At 61.3% G+C, this 12,734-nt stretch carries 10 protein-coding genes; 4 read left to right on the forward strand and 6 right to left on the reverse strand.

From position 1 onward, the window contains the following. Positions 1-132 precede the first annotated feature (132 nt). On the forward strand, positions 133-1,680 hold the full coding sequence (locus B5526_RS11410) for an ABC transporter substrate-binding protein (protein ID WP_079538280.1): 1,548 nt from the start codon (positions 133-135) through the stop codon (positions 1,678-1,680). Between the two features lie 145 nt (positions 1,681-1,825). Here the strand turns inward: B5526_RS11410 and B5526_RS11415 are convergent, their stop codons facing one another. Continuing rightward, entirely contained in the window at positions 1,826-3,799 is a 1,974-nt protein-coding gene (locus B5526_RS11415; RefSeq protein WP_244562272.1) for a potassium transporter Kup, read from the reverse strand. Between the two features lie 258 nt (positions 3,800-4,057). Next, positions 4,058-5,005 (reverse strand): LysR family transcriptional regulator, encoded by a 948-nt coding sequence (locus tag B5526_RS11420; RefSeq protein WP_079538281.1) that lies wholly within the window; start codon positions 5,003-5,005, stop codon positions 4,058-4,060. 102 nt (positions 5,006-5,107) lie between these two features. Between B5526_RS11420 and B5526_RS11425 the strand changes: the two genes are divergently transcribed. Beyond that, positions 5,108-5,548: a DoxX family protein gene (locus B5526_RS11425; RefSeq protein ID WP_079538282.1), complete on the forward strand. Its 441-nt coding sequence runs from the start codon at positions 5,108-5,110 to the stop codon at positions 5,546-5,548. A gap of 22 nt (positions 5,549-5,570) precedes the next feature. Here B5526_RS11425 and B5526_RS11430 read toward each other — a convergent pair whose 3' ends face one another. The 3 genes from B5526_RS11430 to B5526_RS11440 all read right to left on the reverse strand — a co-directional run bounded on the left by B5526_RS11430 (position 5,571) and on the right by B5526_RS11440 (position 8,974). After that, on the reverse strand, positions 5,571-5,996 hold the full coding sequence (locus tag B5526_RS11430) for a DUF4399 domain-containing protein (RefSeq protein ID WP_079538283.1): 426 nt from the start codon (positions 5,994-5,996) through the stop codon (positions 5,571-5,573). A gap of 19 nt (positions 5,997-6,015) precedes the next feature. Next, positions 6,016-7,632 (reverse strand): SUMF1/EgtB/PvdO family nonheme iron enzyme, encoded by a 1,617-nt coding sequence (locus tag B5526_RS11435; protein ID WP_079538284.1) that lies wholly within the window; start codon positions 7,630-7,632, stop codon positions 6,016-6,018. A gap of 163 nt (positions 7,633-7,795) precedes the next feature. Further along, positions 7,796-8,974 (reverse strand): MFS transporter, encoded by a 1,179-nt coding sequence (locus B5526_RS11440; RefSeq protein WP_079538285.1) that lies wholly within the window; start codon positions 8,972-8,974, stop codon positions 7,796-7,798. 61 nt (positions 8,975-9,035) lie between these two features. On the opposite strand from B5526_RS11440, the gene B5526_RS11445 reads away from it, so the two are divergent. Then, positions 9,036-9,836, forward strand: coding sequence for an AraC family transcriptional regulator (locus B5526_RS11445; RefSeq protein WP_079544921.1), 801 nt, complete (start codon positions 9,036-9,038; stop codon positions 9,834-9,836). 129 nt (positions 9,837-9,965) lie between these two features. Next, entirely contained in the window at positions 9,966-11,318 is a 1,353-nt protein-coding gene (locus B5526_RS11450; RefSeq protein ID WP_079538286.1) for a malonyl-CoA decarboxylase, read from the forward strand. Between the two features lie 127 nt (positions 11,319-11,445). On the opposite strand, the gene B5526_RS11455 is transcribed toward B5526_RS11450, so the two are convergent. Next, positions 11,446-12,615 carry a mandelate racemase/muconate lactonizing enzyme family protein gene (locus B5526_RS11455; RefSeq protein ID WP_079538287.1) on the reverse strand — a complete coding sequence of 390 codons (1,170 nt, stop codon included), beginning with the start codon at positions 12,613-12,615 and terminating at the stop codon, positions 11,446-11,448. Positions 12,616-12,734: the final 119 nt, after the last annotated feature.

Here is a 12,734-nt window from a genome sequence, read left to right on the forward strand (position 1 = left end):
GTTCGCAGCAACGTCACGAAGCTTTAAAAATCGACAGCTGTCCAATTTTTGGTCGCCCTTTGTCGACAGTTTCGCCTTGCGGCAAGCATTGCCACCATGTGAGCCTCGGCTCGAACCATCATAGGGTAACTCATGCTGAAGAAAATCATGCTCGGCCTCGTTATGATCCTTGGCGCAAGCGCCGCGCTGGCGCAGCAGCCAAAGCCGGGGGGCGTCGTCAACGCCGTGATCCAGCCGGAGCCGCCCGGCCTGATGCTGGCGATGATCCAGAATGGCCCGACCCAGATGGTGTCCGGCAACATCTTTGAAGGGTTGTTGCGCTACAGCCCGAAACTGGAGCCGCTGCCCGGGCTGGCCGAAAGCTGGACCGTCAGCGATGACGCCAAGGTCTACACCTTCAAGCTCAAGCCGGGCGTGACCTGGCATGACGGCAAGCCGTTCACCTCGGCCGACGTGCTGTTCTCGCTTGAGATGCTCAAGGAGACCCATGCGCGGGCGCGCAACAATCTGGTGCAGGTCGAAAAGGTCGAGGCGCCGGACGATCTGACGGTGGTCTTCACTTTGAAACAGCCGTTCGGCCCATTCCTCGGCATCTTCGAAGTCGGCTCGATGCCGATCGTCCCAAAACATCTTTATGCGGGAACCGACTTCAAGACCAATCCCTACAACAACGCGCCGATCGGAACCGGTCCGTTCATGTTCAAGGAATGGCAGAAGGGCTCCTTCATCCACCTCGTTAAAAATCCGAACTATCACGTCAAGGGCAAGCCCTATATCGACGAGATCTACTGGCAGATCATCCCGGATGCCGCGGCGCGTGCGGTGGCGTTTGAGACCGGCAAGATCGACGTGCTGCCCGGCGGCGCGGTGGAAAATTTCGATGTGCCGCGGCTGAGCAAGCTGAAAGATACCTGCGTCACCGGCGCCGGCTGGGAGTTCTTCAGCCCGCTCTCCTGGTTGTGGCTCAACAATCGCGCAGGCCCGACCGCCGACAAGCGGATTCGCCAGGCCATCATGTATGCGATGGACCGCGACTTCGCCAAGGACGTGATCTGGAACGGGCTCGGCAAGGTCGCGACCGGCCCATCGGCCTCCAGCATCAAGTTCTATACCGACGACGTGCGGAAATATCCTTATGACCCGGCCAAGGCCAAGGCGCTGTTGAAGGAAGCCGGCTACAACGGCGAGAAGATCCGGATGCTGCCGCTGCCTTATGGCGAGACCTGGCAGCGCTGGGGTGAAGCCGTGAAGCAGAACCTGCAGGACGTCGGCTTGAATATCGAAACAATTGCCACCGACGTGCCCGGCATGAACCAGAAGATCGGCGACTGGGATTACGACATCGCCTTCACCTATCTCTATCAGTATGGCGATCCCGCGCTCGGCGTCGGCCGCAACTATATCTCGAGCCAGATCATCAAGGGCCAGGTGTTCAACAATGTCGAGGGCTATTCCAACCCCGAGATCGACAAGCTGTTTGCCGACGGCGCGGTCGCGACGCCCGATTCGAAGCGCAAGGAGATTTACGACAAGGCGCAGAAAATCCTGGTCGAAGACGTGCCGGTGGCGTGGATGCTGGAATTGCAATTTCCGACCATCACAAGGTGCAAGGTCAAGGACCTGATCACGACGGCGATCGGCGTCAATGACGGCTTTCGCGATGCCTGGATCGACAAGTGAGCCGTGACGGCCACGTTGCGGGCTTCATCCTTCGAGACGCCGCGCAAGAGCGCGGCTCCTCAGGATGAGGTCTAGACCCTCATGGTGAGGAGCGCGGCAAACGCCGCGCGTCTCGAACCACGAGGCCGTTGGAGGCGCGAAGAATTCAGATCGCCGCCCGGAATCCGACCTCGATGATGGCGTCCTGCGGAATCTTGAAGAAGTCGGGGGCCCGGCTTGCGATCCGGTTGAGAAACGAGAAAACCGCAAAGGTGATCGGCCCCATCGACGAGCCTTCTTCGCTGCGAACGATGGTCTCGTGGGCGATGTAATAGTTCTTGTGCTCGAGATCGGCGTCGAAGCCGAGCCGGTTGCAGTTGATCAGGGTCAGCGGAATATCCGGCGTCTGCATGAACCCGAGCCGGACCTGGATCCGGTAGAAGCCGTGGCCGAGGCGGTGGACCGAATGGCGTTCGTGAAACGGCACCCGCGGCCGGCGATCGGATATGAACGTCAACAGCACCACGGTCTCGTGCAATACCCTGTTGTGCTCGATGTGACGCAGCAGCATCGGCGAGGCGCCGTGATCGACCTTGGTCAGCCACACCCCCATTCCCGGCGCCCGGCCGATCACGGCGTTGTCGGCGTAGACGAGAAATTCCGGCAGCGGCATCGACATCTCGTGCAGACGATGTTTGACTTCCCACGAGCCTTTGCGCCAGCACAGCATCAGGATCGCGATCACGGTGCCGACGATGAGCGGGAACCAGCCGCCTTCGACGATCTTGATGGAATTCGATACCAGGAACGTGGCGTCGATGGCGCCGAACACCGCGATGACCGGGATCGCGACAGCGGCCGGCCATTGCCAGCGCGACACCGTGACCCGATACAGAAGTATCGTGGTGATCAGCATGGTGCCCGACACCGCGATGCCATAGGCCGCCGCCAAATTTTCCGAAGATCGAAACAACACCACGGTGAACAAGGTGCCCACCATCAATAGCCAATTGGCGGCAGGCACATAGATTTGCCCGGCCTCGTCAAACGATGTCGGCGTTATCTTTGCCCGCGGCGACAATCCCATCTGCATGGCTTGCCGCGTCAGCGAAAACACCCCGGAGATCAGCGCCTGTGAGGCGATGATGGTGGCGAAGGTCGCCAGCAGCAGCATCGGGATCAGCGCCCAGCCAGGTGCCAGTTTGTAGAAAGGATTATCGGCGGCAGTAGGGTCAGCAAGGATCAGCGCACCCTGGCCGAAATAATTCAAAAGCAGCGCCGGCAGCACCAGGCCGAACCACGCCCGGCGGATCGCCGAGGCGCCGACATGGCCCATATCGGCGTACAGCGCCTCGCCGCCGGTGAGCGCCAGAAATACCGCGCCAATCACGACGAACGAGACTTTGGGGTCGGCAATCAAGAACTGCGCGGCCTCGGCGGGGTTGACCGCCCTGAGGATGGCGGGCGCCAGCCAGATGTTGGCGGCGCCCAGTCCGCCGATAACGACAAACCAGACCACCATGATCGGGCCGAACAGCTTGCCGATGATCCCGGTGCCGTGTTGCTGGATCACGAACAATCCGACCAGCACGGCGATCGTGGCCGGCACGATGAAATGCTCAAATCCCGGCGCGACCAGTTTTAGGCCTTCCATCGCCGACAGCACCGAGATCGCCGGCGTGATGACGCCGTCACCGTAAAGCAGGGAGGCGCCGATCACGCCAAGCAGGACAATGGCGGGAAGTTTTGCGCCCTTGGCGACCTGGTCGGCACCGACGAGCGAGAGCAATGCCAGGATACCGCCTTCGCCGTCATTGTCGGCACGCAGGACAAAGACCACGTATTTCAGCGAGACCATGACCATCAGCGCCCAAAGAATGAGCGAGACAATCCCCAAAACGTCGGCCGCGGTCGGCGCCGGATGGCCCGTGCCCGTCAAAGCCACCTGGAATGCATAAAGCGGGCTGGTGCCGATGTCGCCGAACACGACGCCGAGCGCGGTCAATGCCAAAAACCAGGGACTGCCCGCATGATGAAGGTATTTGGCCTGGTCGAGCCTGGCGTCCGAGGGACTTGAAACAACGCCCGTCGCCGAGCGATCGATCAAGCCGCCGACCGGGGCATCCGATGGCATATCCATATCAGCCTCGCGACGAGATCACATTGTCTTCGCTCGAAAGTTAGGCATTCAAGATTTAGGCCATGTCGGGGAATGGCGGGGCGCGACGCCGCCAGGGAAGCGGCAATGAAACCAGCAGGATCGCAAGCCCCTCTTCGTCGTGGGTATGGCGCTTGAGAGGTCTACGACAACGAAGGCGCGAGCGTTGCCGCACGCATTGTCGAGCAATGGCACGAAGGCCTGCCCAGCCGTCACGCGACGGCATTGGAGAGCAGCCTTTCATCCTGATGCGACAAAACTTGCGTGAGGCGGCGCGAGGCCGCGATCCCAGGGCGGTTCGGGTAAAAAACGGGTCGCAAGGAAGTCAATGAACCCGCGCACTTTCGCGGGCGGATGGCGATCGGGCAGGAAAACCGCATAGATGCCGGCCAGGTCGACGGTCGGCTGGTCCAGCGTGAGCGCCACCAGTGTGCCGGCACGCAGGTCATCGGCAACGATGAAGGTCGGCTGGTGGATCACGCCCTGTCCCGCGACCGCGGCGACCAGCAGGGCATCGCCGTTGTTGGCGCGCAGATTGCCCGCGATTTGAATGTCGACGTCCGCGCGAGCGCCAAACGCCCATTGGTCCACGGGCCGCTGCGATAACGTGTAGCCAAGACAATTATGGTCAGAGAGGTTTGAGACCGTGCGCGGTGTGCCGCGCGCCCCAAGATAAGACGGCGCGGCACAAACGACGATGCGACAGGGCGCAATTCGTCGCGCGATCAGGCTTGAAGTGCCGAGATTGCCGATCCGGATGGCGAGATCCCAGCCTTCTTCCGCAAGATCGACCAACCGGTCGTTGAGGCCAAGCTCGACGGTCACGAGCGGATGGCGCGCCGCGAACTCCGGCAGCAGAGGCGCGATCTGCCGCGTGCCGAACGAGACCGGAGCATTGATCCGCAACAGCCCCCTCGGCTCGACCCGATCGGCCGCAACCGCGGCTTCGGCTGCTTCGATTTCCGCAAGGATGCGGCCGGAGGATTCGAGGTAGTTGCGGCCTGCCTCGGTGATCGAAAGCCGCCGCGTCGTGCGATGGAAAAGCTTGACGCCCAATCGGGCCTCGATGGCTGCGATGTGTTTGGTGACCATGGTCTGCGACATCCCCATGGCCCGGGCGGCCGACGACAGGCTGCCGGAAGCCGCGACCTTCACGAACACTTCGAGACCGGTCAGGCGGTCCAGCATGGATCATCTCACTCTAAGAGTGTGAACTGTATTTCCAAATTACCAGATTATCCCCTCAAAAAGAATAGATCATACGTCCTTCAGAGAAATCAGGAGACCAAAATGATCGATACCCGGACCGCTCCCTACGCCGCGCTGTTGCTGCGCGTCAGCCTCGGCATCCTCTTCCTGGCGCATGTCAGCCTGAAATTGTTCGTCTTCACCCCGGCGGGCACGGCGAAGTTCTTCGGCAGCCTCGGACTGCCGCCCGAACTCGCCTATCTCGTCATGACCGCGGAAGTGCTGGGCGGCATCGCGCTGGTCCTGGGCCTGTGGACCCGCATCGTTGCGATCGCGGTCACGCCGGTTTTGCTGGGCGCCATTTTTTCGGTGCATGGCGCCGCCGGATTCTTCTTCACCAATCCCCATGGCGGCTGGGAATTCCCGGCATTCTGGATCATCGCGCTGATCGTCCAGGCGCTGCTCGGCGACGGCATCTATGCGCTGCGCTTGTCGCCGGGGGCTTCTTCCGTCAGCGGTCTGAGCAGCGCACATTCGCGTTGAACGAATACTGGCGGCGCCACGTCTACTTGATCCTAATGGTAATCTTGTCTGAGACGACCGGAGGGTTGAACGGATAATGAGCGGCGTCACCCAACACCAGTTGCAAGGTATGCTTGCCGGGCGGAAGTTCGATGCGCGCCTCGGTCTGGCCTGCTCCAAAATGAAGATGTGACTTGTCTTGCGGAATCGGTTCGTTGGGTTCGAGCGGTTCATTCACGTCGACCAGCAAATGGTGGTGGCCGCTGTTTTGGAAATTATCGCCTGCGTGAGTTACGCCCATGTTGCGCAGCCCGAAACGACACCAGAAACCGCCTTTGATCGTGGCGCCGTCCTGCGGCCAGACAAAATAGAGAAGGGCATCCTTTGGCGCGGGCTTTCCTTGAGCGCAGGCGGCAAACGGCAGAAAACTCAGAACTATGGATAGCGCGATCAGCCTCGTAATCTTCATGATACGTCCTCTTCTCAATTTAAGGGGACAGTGCCACGCGGAATCCGTGGGTGGGATATCGGACGTTGGTGTCGTAGCTGTCGCGGTTTGATGGCCGGACATAACGGGCGTCATTCTTCCAGGAACCGGATCGAATGACGTGCGAGCCGCATTCGCCCTCGACCCATGCTGAACCGTCCGCCGGAGCGCCCTGGTAATTCTTGTGCCAGCAGTCCTCGACCCACTGATCGACGCCGCCACCCATATCGTATAGTCCAAACGGATTTGGCTTGAAGCTGCCGACCTTCACCGGCTGCTCGGCGCCCGCGATGTCGTTGCAATTCTTGCAATTGGCCATATCGGATTGAAACTGATCGCCCCACCAGTACTTTGTTTGCGTGCCCCCGCGCGCTGCATACTCCCATTCGGCTTCGCTTGGCAGCCGATAGGCCTTTCGCGTTGCGCCCGCGAGCCAGGTGACAAATTGTTTTGCATCGCTCCAGCTTACGTTCGTGATGGGTGCATCATCTTTGCCGGTTGCCGCGAACGAACATGCCTTCGCAGCGGCGCATTCGTTCCAGTCGCGAACGGAAATCGGGTACTGACTCATCGCAAACGGCTTGATCGTCACCTGGTGAGTTGGTTTTTCGGTCACATCGTCATTGCTACCCATGGTGAAGATGCCGGCGCGCATCGTTTTCATCTCGGGCTCTCGGACCACTGAGGCCGGCTGCGTGGCAGGCGTGGCGCTGGACTCGGGTTTAGGTTGCCGCGCTGCTTGTTGGGTGGCTGGTGCCGCCGAAGGAGTGGGCGAAGGCCGTGGCGCCGCTTGTTGCGGAATTGGTGCTACGGAGGGAGCGGGCTGAGGTTGCGGTGCTGCCGGTCCCGCGGCGGGTGCCGGCAAGGAGGGCGCACTCGGCGGTGCCGCTGGGGCCGTGACCGGAGCTGACGCCAGGTTGCCCATTTTGCCCCGCGATTGCGAAAGCAGGTACCAGAGAGCCCCACCGGCGATAACCATCAAAGCAATGCTCAGCAAAAAAAGCAGAAAGTTCTCGCGCCGCCTCCGGGTCCTGTGAAAAGCGGCCGGGTCGGGCAGCACACGATAGACCCTTACCGGATCGGTGATATTCTTGACTCGACGATCGCCGAGCGACTCGTATCCGCAAACCAATTTGTGTTTTATCTGCTCGTAAATGCCGCCCGAGATGTAGACCTGGCCGGGATCGGCGATGCTCTCCAGCCGCGATGCAATGTTGACGCCGTCGCCGTAGATGTCGTCGGTCTCGATAATGACGTCGCCAAGGTTGACACCGATCCGATACTCAACCCAATAATCCCTTGGAAGTGATGCGTTGCGACCAACCAAATTTTGTTGGATGACAATGCTGCACCGCACCGCCTCGACCGGACTGTCGAAAATCGCAATAAAACCGTCGCCGGTGGTTTTGACGAGTCGTCCGTGGTGTTCTGTTATGGTGGGCTCAATCAGGTCACGCTCAATCCGCTTGACGCGATTGTGCGTGCCTTCTTCGTCCAATTGCATCAAGCGGCTGTAGCCCGCGATGTCGCCAGCGACGATCGCGGCAAGGCGACGTGGCGTCGCATCGTCCGGCGGCCCACGGTTTTTGCCCGATTTGAAGTTACGAATTTCAGCCATGGATCGAGTCTCCATGAACCGCAAACGGCGGTTCTAGAGGCGCAAAAAAATTGCCCCCGAAGACCTGACTTTACTTAGCCACCAAAAGGCTATCATATTCCCGGGTCGGAACAAGCCTGCCCCACACGAATGGACGCGCGAGTGACGCGGGAAATCGCCGCACTCAGTTCGCGCCCGCAGCAGGCACCTTGATCTCCGCCGGCAAAATGATCGCCGCCGCGATCACCAGCAAACATAACCCGGCGAAGGCATGCAGCATGGTGACAAAGCCGCCCTGCTGGTACAACCATGCCACCAGGCCGACGGACGCGCCGGCCGCGGTGAAGCCGATGAAATAGCGCACCGCATAGGCGCGCGAGCGCCATTCCTCGCTGGTGTATTTGCCGACCATGGCGTCGTTGACGGTGACCTGTCCGAACGCGCCCATCACGATGCCGATCGACACCAGAATCAGCGGCAGGTTCGACAGGGTCGCCGCCAGATACAGGAACGGCGCCAATACGAACGACAGCGGCAGCGAGACCGTTTTCAGCGAATGCCGATCGAGCAATTTGCCGATGGTGTATTGCGTCATCGCGCCGAACACGTAGACGCAGGCCGCGATGACGCCGAGCAGCGCCGGGCTCTTGGTCAGATCGGCCAATCGTTCGGCAAACAGTTTCGGTAGCGCCACCGTCACCGCGTTGAAGGTCGTGGAGATCGCGATCACCACGATCAACAGCGCCACGATCACCCGCCACATGTCCTCTTTCGCCACGCGCGCCTGCGCCGCCGCCTGCCTCGCACCGGTGCGGTCCTCATGGACCACTGAAAGCGCAAAGGCCACGCCGATCAGGATCGTCACGATGCCGGGAATGATGAAGGCAAAACGCCAGCCGAGATATTGGCCGATCACACCGGTGACCAGCGCCGAGGAGGCGACGCCGAGATTGCCCCAGACGCCGTTGACCCCCATCTCGCGGCCAAGCCGCTCGGCGTAGGACACGATCATGGCGGTGCCGACCGGATGATAGATCGATGCGAACACGCCGATCGACAGTAACGCCGCGCCGAGCTGAAGCTGGGTCTGCACCAGGCCGACGGCGATCATCGAGGCGCCGATGCCGACAAAAAAGATCACCATCATGTGGCGGCGGCTCCAGCGATCTCCTAACCAGCCGGTCAACAGCGAGCCGGCGCCGAACGCCACAAATGCCGGCGTGGCGTAGGGCAAGAGCTCCGAATAGGCCATGCCGAGCGCCGGCCCCATGACGATGACGGCGGCGGCAAAAATCAGCATCGAATAATGGTCGATGAAATGGGCGGCGTTGACAAACCCGATCACCCGGGCGGGGCTGTTCATGGACGATTCCTCTAATTTCTTGGGATAGGTTATATGTCCTTGCCCTGACGGGATGTCGCCAATGAGTATCGCCGAGACGCCAATCGCGGCCCTTCTGAGAGGCCAACGCACGACCGGCGATGGCGTGCATCTGGTGGCGCGCCATTACAAAAAGGGCGTGCGGCTCGACACCCACATGCACCGCGAGGCGCAATTGGTGTATGCGGCGCGCGGCACCATGCAGGTCACGACCCCGAAAGGACGCTGGCTGGTGCCGCCCGACCGCGCGGTGTGGGTGCCCGCGCGGCTCGAACATGCGATCGACGTGCTCGCCGATATCGACATGCGCACGCTGTATTTTGATGTGGCGTGGCTCAGGCGGGAACAGCGCAGCGCGAGCCTGGAAGCGGAATTCGTGGTGCGGGTGTCGCGGCTGTTGCACGAGACCATCCTCGCGCTGTTCGACGGCCGCAATAATTCCGAACGCACCGGGCTGCTGGTCCGATTGGCCATGCTCGAACTGCATCAGGCCGAGGATTCCGCGACCTTCATTCCATTGCCGCACGAGCCGCGCTGCCGGCGCGCGGCGGACATCGTGCTCGCCGATCCGACCGCGTCGCATGAGATCGAGACGCTGGCGCGCGAGGTCGGCACCTCGGCGCGGACGCTGTCGCGGCTGTTTTCATCGGAGACGCAACTAAGTTTCAAAAGCTGGTGCCAGCGCGCGCGCATTGCAGCCGCAATCGAAAGATTGTCGATGGAGCCCAATGTCCCGGTCAAGCAGCTCGCCTCTGAGCTGGGCTATGCCAGCATACCCGCCTTTTCCCACGCGTTCCGGCAGGTCACCGGCAAGACGCCGACGGAATATTGGGAACTGAAATAAGGCCGTTTCGGCCCGTGACCGATGGTGCCGCCGATCGGGCAAGAGCATGACGGAGTTGCGCTTGAATGTGATCCGCTCCGCCTTAAATCCATGTAATGTTCCGCCGTGCCTGGATTCGAATTGCCCGCCATGAACAACGCCTTTTTCTCGGACCTGCTGGCCTCGATTTCCGAGCGCGGCCGGACGCTGCTGCGCCGCGGAACGTCAGCGAACGGAAAACAGGATTCCTCCGGGCTGATCGAATTATGCGATGCATTGCTGTCGGGCCGGGGCGAAGCCTCCGGTACCGCGATGGCGAGCGAGGTGCTCGATCATTATCGCCATCTTGACGACGCCGGCCGGCTTGAGTTCTTCGAAACCCTGGCGCGTCACTTCGGTCCGGACCGCGAAAGGCTGGCGCAGGCGATCGAGAGCTGGCGCGCGCAGCCCAACGATGCCGACGCGGGCGAGCTGCATTTTGCTTCCGAACCACGCCGGCAGGAGCTGATCCGCCGGTTGAACCGCGCGCCCGGCGGCACCAGCGAGCTGGTGGCGATGCGCGCCGATCTGCTTCGCCTCATGAACGGCCACAGGGATCTCGCCGCGCTCGACCGCGACGTCGTTCATCTGTTGTCGTCATGGTTCAACAGGGGATTTCTCGTGCTGCGCAGGATAGATTGGTCGACGCCCGCCAACATTCTGGAACAGATCATCCGCTACGAGGCGGTGCACGAGATCCGCGACTGGAACGATCTGCGCCGCCGCATCGATCCCGACGATCGCCGCTGCTACGCGTTCTTTCATCCCGCCCTGATCGACGAACCGCTGATTTTCGTCGAGGTGGCGCTGACCGAGGCGATCCCCGGCGCCATTGCGCCGCTGCTCGCCGAAGACCGAAAACCGGTGCCGATCGAGCGCGCCCGCACCGCGGTGTTTTACTCGATCTCCAACACCCAGCGCGGCTTGGGCGGAATTTCCTTCGGCAATTTCCTGATCAAGCAGGTGGTCGAGGAATTGCGGCGCGAATTGCCGAAACTGGACACGTTCGTGACGCTGTCGCCAGTGCCGGGCTTCATGCAATGGCTGAAGCAGGCGGGCGACGTTCCGGTATCGGACGAAGACCGGGCACTGCTGGAAAGTCTCGACAAGCCCGACTGGTTTGGGAATGCGGAGCTCGCGGCGCAATTGCGGGCGTTGCTGGAGCCGCTCGCGGCGCATTATTTCCTGAAAGCGCGGACGCCGAAGGGACGGCTGATCGATTCGGTCGCGCGGTTCCATCTCGGCAATGGCGCGCGGCTGGAACGGATCGACTGGCTCGGCGATCTCTCGCCGAAGGGTCTTCGCGAGTCGGCCGGCATCATGGTCAACTATCTCTATCGCCTCGAGGATATCGAGAAGAACCACGAGGCCTACGCCAATCAGGGCGAGATCGCCGCGTCGAGTGCGGTGAAGAAGCTGTTGAAGAGCGAAGGCCGGCGGTTATTGGATATGCGGCTGTCGTAACGGCGCCTTCTACCACGCGCCGTCATTCCGCGGCGCGTTGAAAACGCGAACCTCAGATGTGCCATTGCACATCGGGGAATCTCGAGATTCCGGGTTCCTGCTTCGCAGGCCCCGGAATGACAGCACATTACGCCGCGAGCGCCTTCATCTCCGCATAGAGATCGGATTTCCCCTCAAAGCCGATACCCGGCAAATCCGGCATCGTGATGTGGCCGTTCTCGACGCGCACGCCGTCGGGGAAACCGCCATAGGGCTGGAACAGATCGGGATAGCTCTCATTGCCGCCAAGCCCGAGGCCGGCGGCGATATTGAGTGACATCTGATGGCCGCCATGGGGGATGCAGCGGCTTGGCGACCAGCCCTGGATTTTCAGCACTTCAAGCGTGCGCTGATATTCGCACAGCCCGTAGGACAGCGCGCAATCGAACTGCAGCCAGTCGCGGTCCGGCCGCATCCCGCCGTAACGAAGGAGATTGCGGGCATCTTGATGGCTGAAGAGATTTTCGCCGGTCGCCATCGGCGCGGGATAGAATTCCGCAAGGGCTGCCTGCAATTGGAAATCCAGGGGATCGCCGGCTTCCTCGTACCAGAACAAGGGATAGTCGCGCAGCATCTTGGCATAGGCGATCGCGGTTTCGAGATCGAAGCGGCCGTTGGCGTCGACCGCGAGTTGCGCCCCCTTGCCGATCTCGTTGAGCACCGCTTCGATGCGCTGGCGGTCTTCCTCGATCGGCGCGCCGCCGATCTTCATCTTGACGACGTTGTAGCCGCGGTCGAGATAGCCGCGCATCTCGCCGCGCAGCGCGGAGAGGTCCTTGCCCGGATAATAATAGCCGCCGGCGGCATAGACGAACACGCGCGGATTTGCGTTTCGCCCGTGGCGCTCGGCTAGCAGACGAAATAGCGGTTTGCCTGCGATCTTCGCCACCGCATCCCACACCGCCATGTCGATGGTACCGACCGCGACCGAGCGCTCGCCATGGCCGCCCGGCTTTTCGTTCGACATGAGCGTCGCCCAGATCTTGTCGGGGTCGAGATTATCGCCGCCCTCATCGAGCAGTTTCTTGGGATCGGCTTCCAAGAGGCGCGGCGCAAACCGCTCGCGGATCAGGCCGCCCTGCCCGTAGCGGCCGTTGGAATTGAAGCCGTAACCGACCACGCGCTTGCCCTCGCGCATGACATCGGTGACGACCGCGACGAGGCTCGTCGTCATTTTTGTGAAGTCGATATAGGCGTTTCGGATGGGTGACGAGATCGGTTTTGTAACTTCGCGGACGTCGACGATACGGACGGACATGGCTTTTGCTTTCGAGGGATGGCTAAAACTATCTACACCGTCATTGCGAGCGAAGCGAAGCAATCCATTGCTGCGTCACAAGCGGAAGAGTGGATTGCTTCGTCGCAAGGGCTCCTCGC

Origin of the sequence: Bradyrhizobium lablabi (assembly GCF_900141755.1) — a bacterium.
GTDB lineage: Bacteria > Pseudomonadota > Alphaproteobacteria > Rhizobiales > Xanthobacteraceae > Bradyrhizobium > Bradyrhizobium lablabi_A.

Bases quoted from the DNA above. Each gene is read 5' to 3' on its own strand.
- B5526_RS11440 (WP_079538285.1), bottom strand. From the start codon at position 8,974: ATGAACAGCCCCGCCCGGGTGATCGGGTTTGTCAACGCCGCCCATTTC.
- B5526_RS11450 (WP_079538286.1), top strand. From the start codon at position 9,966: ATGAACAACGCCTTTTTCTCGGACCTGCTGGCCTCGATTTCCGAGCGC.
- B5526_RS11410 (WP_079538280.1), top strand. From the start codon at position 133: ATGCTGAAGAAAATCATGCTCGGCCTCGTTATGATCCTTGGCGCAAGC.
- B5526_RS11445 (WP_079544921.1), top strand. From the start codon at position 9,036: ATGAGTATCGCCGAGACGCCAATCGCGGCCCTTCTGAGAGGCCAACGC.
- B5526_RS11415 (WP_244562272.1), bottom strand. From the start codon at position 3,799: ATGGATATGCCATCGGATGCCCCGGTCGGCGGCTTGATCGATCGCTCG.
- B5526_RS11430 (WP_079538283.1), bottom strand. From the start codon at position 5,996: ATGAAGATTACGAGGCTGATCGCGCTATCCATAGTTCTGAGTTTTCTG.
- B5526_RS11455 (WP_079538287.1), bottom strand. From the start codon at position 12,615: ATGTCCGTCCGTATCGTCGACGTCCGCGAAGTTACAAAACCGATCTCG.
- B5526_RS11420 (WP_079538281.1), bottom strand. From the start codon at position 5,005: ATGCTGGACCGCCTGACCGGTCTCGAAGTGTTCGTGAAGGTCGCGGCT.
- B5526_RS11435 (WP_079538284.1), bottom strand. From the start codon at position 7,632: ATGGCTGAAATTCGTAACTTCAAATCGGGCAAAAACCGTGGGCCGCCG.
- B5526_RS11425 (WP_079538282.1), top strand. From the start codon at position 5,108: ATGATCGATACCCGGACCGCTCCCTACGCCGCGCTGTTGCTGCGCGTC.